This is a genomic window from Guptibacillus hwajinpoensis, assembly GCF_005144865.1.
GTDB lineage: Bacteria > Bacillota > Bacilli > Bacillales > Guptibacillaceae > Guptibacillus > Guptibacillus hwajinpoensis_A.
In genome coordinates this window covers 598,218-616,501 of record NZ_SWFM01000003.1, presented here as the reverse complement: position 1 = coordinate 616,501, position 18,284 = coordinate 598,218, and the positions used below count along the sequence as shown (strand labels likewise).

The 18,284-nt window shown below is 39.2% G+C and carries 16 protein-coding genes and 1 riboswitch; of the genes, 15 read left to right on the top strand and 1 reads right to left on the bottom strand.

What is annotated here, in order from left to right:
* Positions 1 to 108: 108 nt before the first annotated feature.
* The 10 genes from FBF83_RS14050 (at position 109) to FBF83_RS14005 (ending at position 12,627) form a co-directional block, all read left to right on the top strand.
* Positions 109 to 1,314, top strand: coding sequence for a hypothetical protein (locus FBF83_RS14050; RefSeq protein WP_136947759.1), 1,206 nt, complete (start codon positions 109 to 111; stop codon positions 1,312 to 1,314).
* Between the two features lie 75 nt (positions 1,315 to 1,389).
* Positions 1,390 to 2,331 (top strand): NAD-dependent epimerase/dehydratase family protein, encoded by a 942-nt coding sequence (locus tag FBF83_RS14045; RefSeq protein ID WP_136947758.1) that lies wholly within the window; start codon positions 1,390 to 1,392, stop codon positions 2,329 to 2,331.
* Positions 2,307 to 3,248, top strand: a complete 942-nt coding sequence (locus FBF83_RS14040) for a lysylphosphatidylglycerol synthase transmembrane domain-containing protein (RefSeq protein ID WP_136947757.1) — start codon at positions 2,307 to 2,309, stop codon at positions 3,246 to 3,248. Before FBF83_RS14045 ends, FBF83_RS14040 begins: the two co-directional genes overlap by 25 nt.
* Entirely contained in the window at positions 3,245 to 4,705 is a 1,461-nt protein-coding gene (locus tag FBF83_RS14035) for an alkaline phosphatase family protein (protein WP_136947756.1), read from the top strand. The genes FBF83_RS14040 and FBF83_RS14035 overlap by 4 nt, the downstream gene beginning before the upstream one ends.
* Positions 4,705 to 5,478: a glycosyltransferase family 2 protein gene (locus FBF83_RS14030; protein ID WP_136947755.1), complete on the top strand. Its 774-nt coding sequence runs from the start codon at positions 4,705 to 4,707 to the stop codon at positions 5,476 to 5,478. Before FBF83_RS14035 ends, FBF83_RS14030 begins: the two co-directional genes overlap by 1 nt.
* A gap of 64 nt (positions 5,479 to 5,542) precedes the next feature.
* Positions 5,543 to 6,307 (top strand): hypothetical protein, encoded by a 765-nt coding sequence (locus tag FBF83_RS14025; RefSeq protein ID WP_136947754.1) that lies wholly within the window; start codon positions 5,543 to 5,545, stop codon positions 6,305 to 6,307.
* Between the two features lie 27 nt (positions 6,308 to 6,334).
* The gene (locus FBF83_RS14020; RefSeq protein ID WP_136947753.1) at positions 6,335 to 7,273 is read left to right on the top strand and encodes an FTR1 family iron permease; all 939 of its coding nucleotides are present in this window, start codon (positions 6,335 to 6,337) and stop codon (positions 7,271 to 7,273) included.
* A 93-nt stretch (positions 7,274 to 7,366) separates the two neighbouring features.
* Entirely contained in the window at positions 7,367 to 8,866 is a 1,500-nt protein-coding gene (locus FBF83_RS14015) for a hypothetical protein (RefSeq protein ID WP_136947752.1), read from the top strand.
* Between the two features lie 76 nt (positions 8,867 to 8,942).
* Positions 8,943 to 10,724 (top strand): excinuclease ABC subunit UvrC, encoded by a 1,782-nt coding sequence (gene uvrC, locus FBF83_RS14010; RefSeq protein ID WP_136947751.1) that lies wholly within the window; start codon positions 8,943 to 8,945, stop codon positions 10,722 to 10,724.
* Positions 10,725 to 10,803: 79 nt separating this feature from the next.
* A riboswitch (Lysine riboswitch) is annotated at positions 10,804 to 10,992 on the top strand.
* A gap of 399 nt (positions 10,993 to 11,391) precedes the next feature.
* The gene (locus FBF83_RS14005; RefSeq protein ID WP_136947750.1) at positions 11,392 to 12,627 is read left to right on the top strand and encodes an aspartate kinase; all 1,236 of its coding nucleotides are present in this window, start codon (positions 11,392 to 11,394) and stop codon (positions 12,625 to 12,627) included.
* A 33-nt stretch (positions 12,628 to 12,660) separates the two neighbouring features.
* Here FBF83_RS14005 and FBF83_RS14000 read toward each other — a convergent pair whose 3' ends face one another.
* Positions 12,661 to 13,104, bottom strand: coding sequence for a YslB family protein (locus FBF83_RS14000; RefSeq protein WP_136947749.1), 444 nt, complete (start codon positions 13,102 to 13,104; stop codon positions 12,661 to 12,663).
* A 303-nt stretch (positions 13,105 to 13,407) separates the two neighbouring features.
* Here FBF83_RS14000 and FBF83_RS13995 point away from each other — a divergent pair, with 303 nt between their 5' ends.
* From FBF83_RS13995 to glcT, 5 genes are all read left to right on the top strand, one after another.
* Entirely contained in the window at positions 13,408 to 14,016 is a 609-nt protein-coding gene (locus tag FBF83_RS13995; protein WP_136947748.1) for a succinate dehydrogenase cytochrome b558 subunit, read from the top strand.
* A gap of 78 nt (positions 14,017 to 14,094) precedes the next feature.
* Positions 14,095 to 15,858, top strand: a complete 1,764-nt coding sequence (gene sdhA / locus FBF83_RS13990; protein WP_136947747.1) for a succinate dehydrogenase flavoprotein subunit — start codon at positions 14,095 to 14,097, stop codon at positions 15,856 to 15,858.
* A complete protein-coding gene (gene sdhB, locus FBF83_RS13985) occupies positions 15,858 to 16,616 on the top strand; it encodes a succinate dehydrogenase iron-sulfur subunit (RefSeq protein ID WP_136947746.1) in 759 nt (252 codons plus the stop codon). Before sdhA ends, sdhB begins: the two co-directional genes overlap by 1 nt.
* A 225-nt stretch (positions 16,617 to 16,841) precedes the next feature.
* Positions 16,842 to 17,069 carry a helix-turn-helix domain-containing protein gene (locus FBF83_RS13980; RefSeq protein WP_369810531.1) on the top strand — a complete coding sequence of 76 codons (228 nt, stop codon included), beginning with the start codon at positions 16,842 to 16,844 and terminating at the stop codon, positions 17,067 to 17,069.
* A gap of 341 nt (positions 17,070 to 17,410) precedes the next feature.
* Positions 17,411 to 18,250, top strand: a complete 840-nt coding sequence (gene glcT / locus FBF83_RS13975; protein ID WP_136947745.1) for a glucose PTS transporter transcription antiterminator GlcT — start codon at positions 17,411 to 17,413, stop codon at positions 18,248 to 18,250.
* Positions 18,251 to 18,284: the final 34 nt, after the last annotated feature.

The window sequence follows — 18,284 nt, the reverse complement described above, 5'->3', positions numbered from 1 at the left end:
TTTTTGTTTAGCTATCATTCTCTAAAAGGTAAATTGTATTGACAATGATAATCGTTCTCGTTATAATCGTCATGGATAAACAACCCTAGGAAAAAGGAGTTTTACATAATGAAAAAGTCTATGATGTTATTCGCTTCCATCACATTAGCAGGTACAGTTCTCGTCGCTTGTGGTAATAATTCTGAAAATGCTGCAAATACAGAGAAAAATTCTCAGCAAGAAGAAGCTGCTAATTCTCAATCTTCAGAAGAAAATGCAGAAATGTCAATTGACGAATCGGCAACTGCAAAGCAAGTCGAGGCATATAAAGCAATTACCGACGAATTGAATAAGATGAAAGAAAACCAAGACGTTGATTGGGACCTTGTCGAATCAACTTATACTAGTGACTTGAAAAGCGCAGTGAATGAAATCGATAACGAGTTCGACCAATTCATTACAACAGGTATTCAGGCTGGAAAATCAGAAGAGCTTGATGAGAATGTTGCACGACAAATGATTGATAAAGGCACTCAATCTTATTTCTACCAGAAACAAAAGTCACTACAGCAAGCAGTAATTGATGCGAAAGACGCTGATAAGAGTGATGAAGCAATGCTTCATTTCAATGAAATTAAGTTACTAGCTGAAGATGTCTTTGTTCCTACCGCTGAGAAACGCGATTCTTATTACGAGCTTGAAGGAGAGTCTAGTATCGTTGAGAACATAAACAGCGGATTGGCGGCACAAGAAGAAGCTCTTTCTAGTGAAGAAGGTATGGAAGACTTTGCTGTAGCCAAGCAAATAACGGATAAATCAATTTATAGAAGTTATTACCTTGCTTCAAATTCTTACGCAGAGAAAATTGAAGAAGCTGTAACTTCTGGCGATACTGAAGAAGTCCAAATCATGCAAACTGAAGCATTAGGATTTTATCAGGCGATTAAAGGTTCATTAGCTGGTGGTGATGAAGAAGCTGCTGCTAAGCTAAGTGAGTTATTCGATCTAAGTAATGATCCTGCTTCTATTAAAGCAGACGAAGTTTCCAATCTATTTGTAAAGGCTTTTGTAGGCAAAATCAAAGGCTATCATGAAGAAGTTGCTGAAATGGCTGAAGAGGGCAAGATTACTGAAGCAAAAGAAGATGCTATGGAAGCTAATGTCTTTTTGAAAGCAATCGAAATGCCAGTAAATGATGCAATCGGGCAGGAGAAAGCAGATGTGCTTTACGCAGATGCAAAAAATTGGTATGAAGCAATTGCTGACGGTAATGCTGAAGAAGCGAACAAACTAAGTGAGCAGATTTTGTCCGAGTTACAAAGTGTAGTAGAATAATGACAGATCTTAACGGCCGCTAATTGCGGCCGTTTCTATTGTATAAAGGTTATATGATGTTTAGGGGTGCACGATATGAACATATTGATTACAGGCGGAGCTGGTTTTATTGGAAGTAGCCTGGCGAAGTCACTATTGAAAGCAAAGCATGATGTATCGATTATCGATCACTTTTCAACATTCTACAATGTTGAAAGGAAAAAGGAGCAGGTTAATCAAATTAAAAGGATCGGCCCTGTTGTGGTGCATGAGTTTGATTTACTAGATGAAGAGGAAACAATAGTTCATTTTAAAAACCACAAATATGATGCAGTAATTCATCTAGCTGCACTACCTGGCGTTCAGCCTTCTTTAACGAATCCACATGCATACATTGATCAGGATATTAAGGTTACCGTGAACGTGTTAAGAGCTTCTGGAATATCAGGGGTGCCACATGTATTATTTGGTTCTTCTTCTTCTGTATATGGAAATCAAGATGGTCCAGTATCAGAATCCTTTGCTAATGGCAAAGTAAAATCGCCTTATGCAGCTGCAAAAGCGGGAGCAGAATCATTCTGTCATGCTTATCAGTCGCTTTATGGGTTCAAATTAACGATTCTTCGATTTTTCACAGTGTATGGTCCTTGGGGGAGACCTGATATGGCCATTCCTCTTTTTCTAACTAAACTTCTAAATGGAGAGTCAATTAATATTTACGGACGTCATCAGTCCAGAGATTTTACATACATAGATGATATTGTGAATGGTATAGCTCTTGCATTTAATCAAACTGGTCAATCCGAGATTTATAATCTTGGTTCTGGAAAACCGATTCGTCTCGAAGAATTAATTCGTCTTTTAATGACCTATTTTCCAAATGCTAGTGTGGTGGATGAAACGTTTCGTGCTGGAGATGTGAGACATACGTGGAGTAACATAGAAAAGGCTGAGAAAGAACTTGGGTATGTTCCTGAAATAGGGTTCGAGGAAGGGTTGCGGAGAACAGTCGAATGGGCAAAAAAATACCACAACTAGTTAAGTGGACTGTAGGTTTGCTTCTCGTCATTCTGTTTATTTTTCTTCTATTAAATGAATTTAATTTATCAATGGTAACATCTTTCAGCCTTAACTTACTTGATCATCCAGTTTGGTTTCTAACGATGATTAGTGGGTATACAGCCTCTTTCCTGTTGCGTGGCTGGTGCTGGCAACTGCTTGTTGATCAGAAGATTAAATTTAGAGTGTACATATCAGGCATCTTCTACAGCTTGTTTTTTAATCATCTTCTTCCATTTAAAGGTGGCGAAGCAGTTCGGATGGGAGTTCTTGCACAGGAACAGCAAGGGAAATGGGGGACTGCCGTTCAATCGGTTGTTCTTTTACGCATTGTTGATCTTTTTTGGTTAGGTCTATTTGCAATTGTTGGTGCTGCTTTGATAGGAATTAGCGTGCATCTACATTTTCTAATTGGATCGGTGTTTGTTTTGGTAGCTTCAGGTCTCCTTGTCATTCTATTTCTCAAAAAAAGTAAGTTTCGATCTGCCCTGAAGCAGTTGCTCACATTGAGAGACCTCATGATCTCACCCAATTTCCCTTTCGTTTTAGTGCTATCGTGTATTAGTTGGATTGCTGAAGGGGTTGTGGTGTTCGGAGTTGCAAGCCTGAGTGAATCTACTTTTACTTATTTAAATGCGATGTGGATAACGGCATTATCTGTGGGGGCAGGTGTGTTTCAGCTTGCACCAGGAGGATTTGCAACCTATGAAAGTGTGATGAGCTTCTCTCTAAATCAGGTCGGTTTTGGGTGGGAAGAAGCTCTTTCAATCGCGCTAATCACACATGCATTTAAGTACCTCTATTCTTTTGCTGCCGGTGTGGTGGCGTTTTATCTTTATCCTCTTCAATTTCGTAAATTGAAGACGTTTCTAACAAAGAAAGGAGAAACATCATGAAACAAGCGTCAGGATTTGAGAAAATAGCAGCGAGGTGCTGGAATCTTCTAAATGAGGGTAAACCATTCACCCCAATCTTTGTAACAGGGACTATTTTGTTGTTGTATATAACACAGTGGTCTGAGGTCGAGTTCTGGGAAGGTTTCTTCCTTGGACTTGGTGCCATTCTTCCCTTACTTGTTTTATATTACTTCTACGATTTCCCACTGTTTTTAAGGAATTATTTATGGATACCGTTAATCGCTTATTTATTATTATTTGATACGTTCTCCCTCTCAGCAGCAATGCTTGGAATTGGATTGTACTTCTTCTTTACCGTTTTCTTCTGGGGAACGTTCTATTATCATCTCCGAATCGGGACAAGCTGGCTTAACTTTACACGATTCTGGAAGTTAGTGCTTAAGAATAGTGATTCAACGAGTGGGAATGCTCAAGAACAATTGCCTAAATTTCTACTGATTTTACCAATATGGTCGATGGTGATTAACGCATCAATGGGCACTGGACCATCGTTCGACTTGGTCAATCTTCTATACTTATACGCTGGAATCTGGTTATTTAGCTTTATCTTGCATCGGAACTTATTTGATTGGAAACCAGAGGTCAAATCGGACTATACGAAAAAAATACCAGCTACTTCAATAAATGAACGCGTTATGATGATCGTTATTGACGGAATGCGTAAAGAACGTTTTCAAGAAGCGAATACACCATTCCTTGATTCATTAAAGAAAAATGGGACAGAATACAGTCAAATGGAGACTGTTTACCCTGCTCGAACTGTTGTGTGTTTTTCTTCAATGATGACAGGCACTTACCCTATTGAACATGGTATTAAGTCAAATATGGTATGGAAGCTTGGAGTGAAGGTAGAGACAATATTTGATTCTTTACGTAAAGTTGGAAAAAGCGGTCGCCTGCTTGGTATTGCTCATCTTGTTGATGCGATGGGTGAAGATGTTGATACAGTAACAGCTGTAATGAACAATGATGTAGCTGATACGAAAATCATGGAAGGCGCTCGCCAAATCATGTTGGATAAGAATCCTGATTTCTTTGCAGTACAGTTAATCGGTACCGATCAAACTGGACACGCTCGTGGTGTTTTGTATGATGATTACATTCAAAAAATTGAAGAAGCAGATAAATTAGTTGAAGAGTATGTAGAATGGTTAGAGCAGCAAGGATTCATGGAGAATACAACGTTGATCGTTTGTGCCGACCACGGTCAAGCAGATGGAATTGGCGGACATGGACATCTTGACGAAGGTGAAAGGTACGTACCGTTCTTTATGAATGGACCTTCAATAGCAAAAGGAAAAATCATAGAGGACAAGCATAGTCTTACATCTGTAGCCCCAACTGTTGCTCATCTTTTAGGAGCTCCGATACCTACTCATAGTAGAGGAGCTATCCTAGAAGATGCTTTTCAAGATAGGAAGGAAGAAATGAATTAATGAAACAACACGTAATTGTATTTTTACCTGCCCATAACGAAGAAAATGCTATCGGAGAAGTTATAAAGCAGATTCCTCGTGATTTTCACTCTAGTGTTCATGTGAGTGTACTCGTTATTGATGATGGCTCAACTGATCGAACAGTGGAAGTAGCGAAGAATGCTGGCGCGGATTATATTTTTTCTTTTGATACAAACCAGGGGTTAGGTGCAGCTGTTCGTAAAGGTCTCTCTTATTCACTAGAACTTGGCGCGGATATTGGTGTCATGCTTGATGCTGATAATGAGTATCCAGCATGGCAACTACCTGAGCTTTTAGAGCCCCTATTTCGTGGCGAAGCTGATTATGTAATGGGTTCACGCTTCAAAGGAACGATTGACGGAATGCGACTTCACCGTCGATTGGGAAATTATTGTTTTACTTTCTTACAATCTCTTTTATTACAGAAGTGGATCTATGATGGTCAATCAGGCATGAGGGTGTTCTCCAAACAGGCAATGGATCATGGTGAAATTATTCATGACTACAACTATGCTCAGGTTCTAACACTAAACCTTGTAAGAAAAGGCTTTAGGGTTAAGGAAGTGCCAATCACGTATCAGGTGCGTTCGACAGGAGAATCTTATATTAAATTTAAAGCATATGTCACGTCTGTTTTACCAGCCATTCTAAAAGAAATGATGCGCCCTGTGAAAAAGGTAACTATTGAAGACGACGCACATGTTATTGCAAGAATTTCTACACCTGCTTTCGTGGCAGAAAAGTCACAATAATTGCAGATCTATTATTGACTTAATGGCTGATAATCATTATCATTATCAATGAGGAGGATTTTCAATGATAAAACGCATTCTTTCAATGGCATTCATTCTGATATTGATCAGTACGCTTACAGTGCCTGATCTAGCTCGAGCCTATTCTTACGGAGATCCAACTGAAGAGAAGGTCGCCGAAGCTTATACTGAGATGTTTGCTAAATTAAACGAGTCTCCTCCGAAGTACGATGAAGCAACTAAAATATTCTCATCTGTGAGCGACGAAATACAATTACATATGGGCGATGATGCTGTGCAAGCAGTTCAAAGCGAGCTTGATAATGAGAATAGAGAAGCTATTATCAAGAATATGCAGCAGATTCTTGTTCTCAATATTTCACGTCGCCTAGAGAGCGTTGAACAGGATTTTGAAGAATATGATACAACCAGAAAGCTGGTAGGTAAAGCAGATGCAACATACAAAAAGCTTTCACCAGTCGTTCAACAAAATAATGCAGATCTTAATGAAACGATAAAAACTGAATTCGAAACGCTTCTTAATTCACTAGGAAACCCCGGATTATTCGGAGTTGGTGAAAAAGAATCAGATAAAGAACAATTTATCAAAAGCAAAAAGATTATCCTTGATGGATTAAAGGCTCAATTCGATATGAAATCTGTTGAAATTGGGCATTTTGGCGAAAGCGCCACAGATGACGAAGCAACAAGCAACGGTAAAACTGATTGGACTGACCTTGGTAAATTATCCAATTGGTTACCGCTTGTCTTGCTGGTTGTCGTGATTACGAGCGTCGTGATATATACAAGAAAACGTCGTCGCTCGTAACTTTGTTTGCAGAAAGGGGAAAGCATAATGGAAATTCAGGCATTGCTGATTATGTTCAGGGAAGTACTAGAAGCACTTCTTATCATTGGAATCATAACAACATACATGAAGAGAATGGGCCAGTGCCAGTATAATAAATTTGTCTGGCTCGGTGCAGGGCTTGCAGTCTTAGCGAGCGTTGGAGTAGCTATGCTGTTCCAGGTTGTCTTCACAGGGTTCGCTGCAATGGGAAGTGAGATCTACCTGAAGATTTCCATTATGTTAATCTCTGCTGTACTGCTTACTCAGATGGTTTTCTGGATGGCTTCACATAGTCGAAATCTTAAAGGTAAAACAGAAGGTAAAATGACTCAGTTGATAACAACTGGTAATGTGGTCGGAATGGTTATTCACTCATTTCTTGTCGTCCTACGTGAAGGTGTCGAGACTGTCTTCTTCTTCGCTGCCATTACAGGTGGAGATATTGGAAAAGGATTTCAAGGATGGGGAGCCCTTACAGGAATCGTAATTGCTACCGCTGTCTCCTATTTATTCTTTAAAGGAACAATGCGCATCCCTCTTAAATCTTTCTTTAAAGTTACTGGTATTTTCATTGTATTAATTGCAGGTGGATTGTTTGTTCAGGGAATATCGATGATGCAAGATATTAAAATGATCGGTAGCGTAATTCCACACGTATACGATTTAACGTGGTTCCTACCTGAACATCCGATTGATTATGCTCACTACGTCCGTGATCATGGTGTGGCGCCACTGCTCTCTGGTGATGTTGGGATATTCTTTAAGGCATTGTTTGGTTATTCTTCTATGCCATCACTTGAAGAAATTGTTGGTTATATCGGATATTTCACAGTCATTTACTTACTCGTTAATACGAAAAAAGAACCCGTGAAAGCGAGTGTAAAAGAACCAAAAACGACTGTATTTAAAACATCAAACAAGATGAATGAATCTGCAGTTAAATAATTGATTAAGGTGCAAGGCGAAGCATATCGTCTTGTGCTTTTTCTTTATTATGACAAGTCGGCTTAAAATGGTCTTGGTGAAGGGTGATGGGAATTGAACCGTTTAAAGGAGCATTTATTATGGAATAAGATATTTGTATGTGCACTATGGACTGTTTCGATAAGCAGTATATCTCTTATCATATGGTGGAGACTCGTCTATGCAATTGATGTGCCGCGTTCATGGGATCAGGTTGACTTTTCCTTGGCATTAACTAGGTTTGACCTATTTGCTATGCAGCCACATTTCCCTGGGTATCCTTATTTCATCCTAGGTGGGATGCTTATAAATAAATGGATTGTGAATCCCACTCAGGCTCTTTCGATATGGAATTCACTTTTATTACTTACAACGATTTACCCTGTTTTCGCATTGAGTCGATCCTATCTCACAAAGACTGGTAGCGTAGTGATGGTAGCGATTATTCAATCGACGGTTTTTCTAAATGTCATGACGGTTCAGCCGATGAGTGAAACAGCTGCAGTAGCTATCCTATGGTGGTATATTTGGGTATTACATAGCGCCTTTCAACGTAAAAACTCAACTGGATTTGTTGTTTTTTCATCTTTATTATTTAGTTTCCTACTAGGCATTCGGCTATCCTATCTCCCGTTTGGGATTGGACTTTTGATCCTTCTACTTTCACGAATAAAGCAATACAACCCTCGAGAGTATGTCTCGTTTTTAGTCATACAACTTAGTGTTGCGTTATTGTTTCAGTTGATTTGGTTGGCTGGACTTGCTGTATCAGAAGGCGGAGTTGCAGCATTTATTCAGTTAGCACTGGGTTTTTCGACTGGCCATTTTCAGGAATGGGGAGGTACAGCCGTTTCAGTTTCTTCATCATTCTTGGAACGATTCTCTGATTTGCTGCTCTATAATATCGCGTGGACTGGTCTTGGTGGACAACGTATTTTATTGCTAGCTCTTATGGGATTATTCACTCTATATGCAGCTATTAAAATATTGAGGAGAACAAATAAGCTTAGATTTACTCCGTTTGTTTGGGCTTATATATCGATGTTTATTGGTTATTTTCTATGGGCTTTATTTGCACAAAATGTTGACAAACCAAGGCATATTCTTCCTCTTCCGACTATGGTGTTATTTGGTTTAGTCTGTTTTATTTGTATAAAACAACAAGTGCTACATATTAGATTAATGATACTTTTTCTAAGTATCGTTATTACACAAACTGTTTTTTCATATGACGTTATGAAAGAGGCCGAAAAGCCGTCGGCAGTTCATCAACTCATTGACTATTTAGAAGATATCAATGAACCGATTATCGTGTATACATGGGAAGAAACAAGGGTAATGGGATATGTAGATGCCGACTTTAAACACGAACAAATTTATACGTATTCTACTTTTCAATCTGATAAAAGCTATTACGAAAATCATCGAATCTTTTTAACAAAGGAAGTCGTAGAAGGATTTAAAGAACAGGGGATTCCGATCGAAAACGCCATTAAGAAAGTGAAAGACTTTCATTCATCTTCTTTATATGATCCAGTTTATGACAACATTGTCTTATACGAGTATCGTGAATAAAGAAATTAGCGGAAATGTGGTACAATGAGAGGCGAACATAGATACGCCTTTAAAGGGAATAGTGAGGTGAGTCATCATGGAGCAACAACTTAAAAACAAGCTAGCCATCCTTCCTGACCAGCCCGGGTGTTACTTAATGAAAGATCGCCAGGGAACGATTATTTACGTTGGGAAAGCAAAGATTCTGAAAAATAGAGTTCGTTCTTATTTTAGTGGATCACATGATGGAAAGACACAGCGTCTTGTAAGTGAAATTCGCGATCTCGAATATATTGTTACTTCTACAGATCTTGAAGCACTAATTCTTGAACTTAATTTAATTAAAAAGCATGATCCTAAATATAACGTTATGCTAAAAGACGATAAAAGCTATCCATACATTAAAATAACTTCCGAAGAGCAACCACGATTAATTACTACGAGGAAGATAAAGAAGGATAAAGGAAAATACTTTGGTCCTTATCCAAATGCGTATGCAGCAAGTGCAACAAAGAAGCTGCTCGATCGTCTTTATCCACTAAGGAAATGTAGAAAAATGCCAGACCGAGTTTGCCTTTATTATCATATTGGCCAGTGTCTTGCACCTTGTGTGAAAGATGTTACTAAAGAACAAAATAAGGAAATGATTGATGGAATTACCCGCTTTCTAAATGGTGGTCATCAAGAGGTTAAAGAGGACATTGAGCGGAAAATGGGACTTGCCGCAGAAAATATGGATTTTGAGCGAGCAAAAGAGTACCGTGATCTCATGTATCATATTGATAAAGTAATGGAAGTGCAAAAGATTCAATCCAATGATGGAATTGATAGGGATATCTTTGGTTACAGCTACGATAAAGGCTGGATGTGTGTTCAAGTCTTTTTTGTGCGTCAGGGAAAGCTTATTGAAAGGGATGTATCATTATTTCCATTTTATAATGATGCGGAAGAGGACTTTCTAACCTACCTTGGCCAGTTTTATTTACAAAAAAACCACCCTAAACCGAAAGAATTGCTATTGCCACAGCAAGTTAATGCTGAAATGGCACAAGAGTTGCTTGAGATTCCTGTTCATCAACCAAAGCGTGGGAAGAAAAAAGAACTCGTTGAGCTGACGGTGAAAAATGCTACGATTGCTTTGAATGAAAAATTCTCACTAATTGAGCGTGATGAGAAGAGAACAATTGATGCAGTTGAGAATTTAGGAGATCAACTTGGTATAGACGCGCCGCTCCGAATAGAAGCATTTGATAATTCTAATATACAAGGTACAAATCCTGTATCTGCTATGGTTGTTTTTTTGGATGGCAAACCTAAGAAAAATGAGTATAGGAAATACAAGATTAAAACGGTTGAAGGTCCAAACGACGTTGGATCAATGAAAGAAGTTGTTCGTAGGCGTTACTCAAGAATGCTGAAAGAGAGTGGGCCCCTACCTGACTTAATTATTATCGATGGCGGAATTGCTCAAATTCAAGCTGCAAAAGATGTGCTAGAGAATGAACTTGGCCTTGATATACCTGTTTGTTCTTTAACTAAAGATGAGAAACATAAAACGTCTCATCTGCTCATTGGCGATCCTCCTGTTGGTGTATATTTGCCAAGGAACAGTCAAGAATTCTACCTATTGCAACGAATTCAAGATGAAGTCCATCGATTTGCGATTACATTCCATCGCCAGCTTCGTGGGAAATCCATGCTTAAATCAAGTCTTGATGATATACCAGGTATAGGAGAGAAGCGTAAAAAAATGCTTTTAAAACATTTTGGATCAATTAAAAAAATGAAAGAAGCAAGCATCGACGATTTACAAGAAGCCGGTTTACCTCAGAGTGTCGCTAAGGAATTACTAGCAAGATTCGAAAATCAAGCGAATTAATTTACAGCAACCTGTTGCGGCTTTGTGTTAAGTCCGTTATAATGAATGAAATTTAATAGTTCCACACTTCGAAAGTTGAAGTGATGGTAGAGGCGCAAAAACCATTAGTATGCTCACTTAAGAGTGATAAGACTCGTTGATAGGAGCTGAAAGGGGGATTTGCCGAAGTGGAAAGGCACTTATCTGTCTGAAGCTGGATCTGCATTAAATAAATGCAGGGCTGTCATCCAATACCTACCCTGGAATTGGATGGAGAACTATCTCACAAAGGGACGTTTTCTTGGATTTGTTATGAAAACAGCAGTGAGGTTTTTCTCATTGTTGTTTTTTTTATACTTTATTACTTTTTAAAAGGTTATTTTCGTAAAAATTGTTGCTCTTGAAATAATTATTGAATAAAAACACACACTTTGCTGATTGGAGCGGAAGGAGGCTCACCGCCCGCCCCGCGGAAAGCGAGCATCCTGCAGCGGAAATCAAACGCTATACAGTAAAAGCAACAATGTCTACGAAAAAAGCCTATAGAAAAGAGTAAAGTATAACAAAACGAAGACTTTCGCTTGTAAAGATTAGGCGAATATCCATATAACTCTTATTTAGTGAGGCGTGTGCTATAAGCGCATAAATAGAAAGAGAAACCAGTTACATGAGAGAAAGGATGGAGAGAGTGGGACTACGCGTATTAAAGTTTGGTGGCACATCTGTAGGCGATGTAGAGAAAATTAAAAATGTCTCAAGAAGACTCATTGAGGCAGTAGATGCAGGAGACGAAGTTGTTGCTGTTGTTTCTGCAATGGGGAAAACGACTGATGAACTTCTAGGATTAACTAAAGGGATTTCAACGAAACCATCCGCTAGGGAGCTAGACATGCTTCTAACAACAGGAGAGCAAGTGACAACTGCGCTACTTTCAATGGCAATACATGAAGCAGGTTATGATTCGGTATCGTTAACTGGTTGGCAGGCTGGAATAAAGACAGAAACGTTTCATGGCAATGCGAGAATACTTGATATCGATGCAAAGCGAATGAATCAACATCTTGCAGAAGGAAAAATTGTAATCGTGGCAGGATTCCAGGGCCTTACTGATACAAACGATATCGCTACGCTTGGTAGAGGCGGCTCTGATACAACAGCAGTTGCTATTGCTGCAGCTTTGAAGGCAGATCGTTGTGAAATTTATACTGATGTAGATGGTGTTTATACGACCGATCCTCGCTATGTAAAGGCAGCGAGAAAACTGTCTACCATTTCTTATGATGAAATGCTTGAACTAGCCAATCTAGGAGCAGGAGTGCTGCATCCAAGAGCGGTTGAGTTTGCTAAAAATTACAATATATTGCTTGAGGTTCGCTCAAGCTTTACGAATGAACCTGGAACGTTAATTGAGGAGGTTGCATCAATGGAACAAAATCTAGTCGTCAGGGGTCTGGCGTTTGAAAGTAATGTAACAAAAATAACGATTTCTGGATTACCAAATGAAATTACAACACTACCATCTCTTTTCTCATCCCTTGCGTCCAATGGGATAAATGTCGATGTTATTATCCAAAGTACAAGTGAAAAGAATACGACAAGCATTTCGTTTTCAATTGAATCAGCATCTCTTGAGTTAACTTTGGATGTACTAAATCGTATCAAAGTTAAACTGCCATACGAGAATATTTTCCATGAGTCTGATTTAGCTAAAGTATCAATTGTAGGATCAGGAATGATTTCAAACCCAGGTGTAGCTGCGCAAATGTTTGAAGTACTATCAGAGCATGGAATTGAAATTAAAATGGTCAGTACGTCAGAAATAAAAGTGTCGACAATTGTGCCACAAGATAAGATGATTTATGCAATTGAACTACTACATGAGAAATTCCAATTAGATGAAAGAAAGCCAGTTCAACAAGTATAAAGAACAAAAGGGAGACCACATAGGGTCTCCCTTTTATTCTATTTTATCTTTTGGATCCCATTTAACTGTAAACTGAATCTCATTCTTTTTGTCAGTTTCATAGGCTTCTGTTACACATTTATGCATGTTTTGATACTGCTCAGAGATAAACCCTGCTTCTAACTGATAACAGGAGATGCGAGTCGTATTCTTGCGTTCAGTGATTAATGGTGATTGGAGCAAGAAAGTGATCTCATTCTTTTTTTCCTGTTGGACTAAGAGCGTGCCCCAACTCGCATTCTTAAAGAAGTCTATTATTTCTTCTTTAGAAGAGAGCGGGAATTGTCTTGCCATTTCTTTGCCTGTCCAGTAAAGGACGGCTGGCTGTTCATTTCCTAAAAGCTCAGGAAGAAGAATCTCCCTGAAGAATTCATACCCAAAAGCTGTTGTTTCTATTTCGTGACTATAGTCGATCGTGTTTGTACGCTTCTTAAACATAAATTCCTCCTAGCTTGTCTGCTACAATTATAACGTTAAGAAGCGAAATCCTCCATAGCACGATAGATAGAAATTGAAGAAAATAAAGCGCATTCAAATGTGACAAATTAAAGTCTTGCTACGAGATTTTGAAAAATCTGAATGTACGCGTTTTCTTGACGGTCCTAAATGATGGGAGTACAATGGTTATGTCACAATTTAATCGACAGAAAGCGATGATTTCTGTGCATGCAAAGACTTCTATTGTAGAAAAATGCACTGACAGATGGTAGCTTAACAACTTAAAAGGGGGACACACAAAACATGGCCGCAAGTCGAGACTTTGTAAGCCGAAAATTGCATTCGCTTCTAGGGGTTATTCCACTCGGACTCTATGTTACGCAACATCTAACAGTAAACTACTTCGCAACACGAGGGCCTGAGGACTTTAATGCAGCAGCGCATTTCATGGAAAGCCTACCTTATCGTTATCTTTTAGAAATTTTCGTTATTTTCTTACCGCTCTTATTCCATGCGATATATGGTGTTTTTATCGCATTTCAATCCAAAAATAACGTAAGCACTTATGGCTATTTACGAAACTGGATGTTTTATTTGCAGCGGATTTCAGGTGTAATCGTACTTATTTTTGTAACTTGGCACGTTTGGCAAACTAGGATACAGGCTGCCATGGGAGCTGAAGTAAACTATCAAATGATGGCTGATATTCTATCAAACCCAGGGATGATGATCTTTTACATCGTTGGTGTTGTAGGTACTGTCTTCCACTTTGCGAATGGTTTATGGTCATTCTTCGTGAGCTGGGGCTTAACAGTAACACCTAAATCACAACGTGCAATGACATATGTAACAATGATTATTTTCCTTGCACTATCGTTCGTTGGAATTCGCGCGTTATTTGCTTTCGTATAAGAAACCGAACAGTCTTCACCACCAAGTCTGGATACATAATCTCCAGACAGAGCCAGCATTTAAGGGGGAACCGTTCTTATGAGTAAAGGTAAATTAGTAATCGTTGGAGGCGGTCTTGCCGGGTTAATGGCAACGATCAAAGCGGCAGAAGCCGGAATGAATGTAGACTTGCTTTCCATCGTACCAGTTAAACGATCTCACTCTGTTTGTGCACAGGGGGGAATTAATGGAGCTGTTAATACCAAAGGTGAAGGGGATTCTCCTTGGGAACACTTCGATGATACAGTTTATGGAGGAGACTTTCTTGCTAACCAGCCTCCAGTAAAAGCTATGTGTGATGCCGCGCCTGGGATCATTCATTTAATGGACCGTATGGGTGTTATGTTTAATAGAACGCCAGAAGGTCTACTTGACTTCCGACGCTTTGGTGGTACACAGCACCACCGTACTGCATTTGCAGGGGCAACTACAGGACAGCAGTTACTTTATGCACTAGATGAGCAGGTACGCCGACATGAAGTCGCTGGACTTGTAACGAAATATGAAGGATGGGAATTCCTATCCGCAATTCTTGATGATGATGGTGTATGTCGCGGTGTTGTAGGTGAAAACCTTACGACATCTGAAATTCGTAGCTTTGAAGCAGACGCTGTTATTATGGCAACAGGCGGACCAGGAATCATCTTTGGTAAAAGCACGAATTCTGTTATTAATACTGGTTCAGCAGCTGGTGCCTTGTACCAGCAGGGAGCTATTTATTCGAATGGTGAGTTCATTCAAATTCACCCTACTGCTATTCCTGGTGATGATAAGCTACGTCTTATGAGTGAATCTGCTCGTGGAGAAGGCGGACGTGTTTGGACTTACAAAGACGGTAAACCATGGTACTTCCTTGAAGAAAAATACCCTGCATACGGTAACCTAGTTCCACGAGATATTGCAACAAGAGAGATTTTTGACGTTTGTGTACGTCAAAAGCTTGGGATCAATGGCGAGAATATGGTTTACCTTGATCTTTCCCATAAAGACTCTAAAGAGCTTGATGTTAAGCTTGGAGGAATCATTGAGATTTATGAGAAATTCATGGGTGACGATCCTCGTAAAGTACCTATGAAAATCTTCCCTGCTGTTCACTATTCTATGGGTGGTCTGTGGGTTGATTTCAACCAGCAAACTAATATTCCAGGATTGTTTGCAGCTGGTGAATGTGATTATTCTCAACATGGTGGAAATCGTCTTGGAGCAAACTCGCTACTTTCTTCTATTTATGGAGGAATGGTCGCTGGCCCGAACGCAGTTGAATACATTAACGGTCTTGAAGAAACTGTTGAAGATTTATCATCGACATTATTTGAAAAGCATCAGCAAGAAGAGCAGTCTAAACAAGATGCGATAATGAAAATGGACGGAACAGAAAACGCATACCAGATTCATAAAGAACTTGGTGAGTGGATGACTGCAAATGTTACTGTTGTAAGAGATAATGAGAAGCTTCGAGAAACGGATGAAAAGATCCAAGAGTTAATGGAGCGTTACGAGAATATCAATATTAATGATACGTCTAAATGGAGTAATCAGGGAGCGTCATTTACTAGACAGCTTTCAAACATGCTTCAGCTTGCAAGAGTCATTACAATTGGGGCCCTTAATCGAAATGAAAGCCGTGGAGCTCATTACAAACCTGATTTCCCAGACCGTAATGATGAAGAATGGCTTAAAACAACTATGGCGAAATACGATGCAGTTAACAACAAACCAGAGTTCTACTATGAAGAAGTAGATACATCATTAATTACACCTCGTAAACGCGATTATTCGAAGAAGAAAGCGGGGAAAAAGTAATGAGTGAAGAACGTACAGTAACGCTAAAGATTAAAAGACAGGATGGACCTGAATCTGCGCCATATGAAGAAACATTCACAATTCCATATCGTCAAAATATGAATGTCATTTCTGCACTAATGGAAATTCGACGCAATCCAGTAAATGCAAAAGGTGAGAAAACATCACCGGTTGTGTGGGAAATGGGTTGCCTGGAAGAAGTGTGCGGCGCTTGTTCGATGGTCATTAACGGGAAGCCTCGTCAATCATGTACAGCTCTTGTAGATAAACTTGAGCAGCCGATTCGCCTTGAGCCAATGACAACATTTCCTGTCGTTCGTGACCTCGCAGTAGATCGAAGCAGAATGTTCGACGCTCTTAAGAAGGTGAAAGCTTGGATCCCAATTGATGGTACTTATGATCTTGGCCCGGGACCAAGAATGCCTGAAAATAAACGACAGTGGGCATATGAACTTTCAAAATGCATGACTTGCGGTGTTTGCTTGGAAGCATGTCCTAATGTTAATAGCCGATCTGAGTTTATTGGACCTGCAGCTGTTTCACAAGTTCGCTTGTTTAACGCGCATCCCACAGGTTCAATGAACAAAGAAGAAAGACTTGAAGGATTAATGGATGAGGGCGGACTTGCGAATTGTGGTAACTCACAGAACTGTGTGCAGTCATGTCCAAAAGGGATTCCATTGACTACATCAATTGCTGCTATGAACCGTGCAACATCTCTTCAAACATTTAAGAACTTCTTTGGCAGTGACCACTAAATAGGAAGATCCCCTTAAGGGGGTCTTTTTTTGTATATAATCACTAACATTTTTGGTTATTTCTCAGGAAATGATGAATGAACACGAAGCCTGTCATCCTTGATTGACAAAACCGTTTGAAAAGACTTTGCTAATTACTGTAACACGTATGCTTATGATTCATATATTGTATGGACTATATAATTTCAGCTGAAGTTGCTTTGTTGCCCTATCGAGGAGGGTGGAATGTTGAAAGGGAACCACTACCGACCAAAGCCACTATTAACCAAACGAGAAAGAGAAGTTTTCGAATTGCTAGTTCAAGATAAAACAACAAGAGAAATAGCGGAAGAACTGTTTATCAGTGAAAAAACAGTTCGTAACCATATTTCCAACACGATGCAAAAGCTGGGGGTTAAGGGGCGTTCTCAGGCTGTTGTTGAATTGCTTCGTCTGGGAGAATTAGAAATATAGCAGTGCCGGCTGATTTTAAGCCGGTCTTTTTATTTGGCTCTTTTCGTATATTTTGTTGCTAATAAGCGGTTGATTTGCGCTCCTACCCGCTTTGTATGGTGAAATAATTAACTTATTTACCTATCTTAATTTCCAAGTTGATAGTAAACTAAGGTAAACTATTTTCCATATAATCAACGTTTTGAATGATCGGAATATAAAATTTTTGGAAAATAAAAACTTTAAATCTGTTGTTTTCCATACAGGTGGAACCTTTTCTAATTGACGTTCCATTTTTAATTTACTATGATTAATACGTTCGTAATCATAAATGAAACCGGTTTAATGAGGGGAACTTGTAAATGAATGGTCCATTTAAAATAAAAAAAATTCTAAATAATAACGTCGTTATCGCTTTAACAGAGCAAGATAATGAAGTAGTGCTCACGGGGAAAGGCATAGGCTTCAATCAAAAGCAGGGCGAAACATTGGATGATACCAAGGTAGATAAGTATTTTGTTCTTGTAGACAAGTCTGAACAAGAACAGTACAAGCTTCTAGTGCCGCATGTTTCTGAGTACTTTATTGGTGTCATGAATGAAGTGATCTATCTAATTAGCGAAAAGCTGGACGCTGATTTTGATGAACATATCCATATTGCTTTAACGGATCACCTCTCGTTTGCTATTAAACGTATTCAACAGGGGCTTGGAGTAAAAAATCCATTTCTGATTGAAACTCAGACCATGTATCCGAAAGAATACACCATTGCTGAAGAAGTGATTCAACTATTGAATCATAAACTAGATGTCGAACTTCCTGAGGGAGAGATCGGTTTTGTAGCATTGCATATTCATAGCGCTGTGACGAATCGAAGTATTACTGAACTTAGTAAATATTCCGCATTGATTAACGGTCTTGTAGTTGTTATCGAGGAGTCTCTCAAGGTTGAAGTCAGCCGAACTGGCATTGATTATTTACGTCTTGTCCGACATTTACGACATGCAATCGAAAGAAGTGAGCTCAACCAACCTGTAGAGGCACATGAAAGGTTAGAAAAAGTCTTGAAAGAAGAATATCCACTGTGCTATAATCTGTCATGGAAGTTGATTAAGATTATGCAAAAGGAGCTTCAGACGAAGTTTCCAGATGCAGAAGCAGTTTACTTAACAATGCACTTGCAAAGGCTTTCTCCTAATTAATATAATAATTAACGGTAACGTGTTACTGATACGA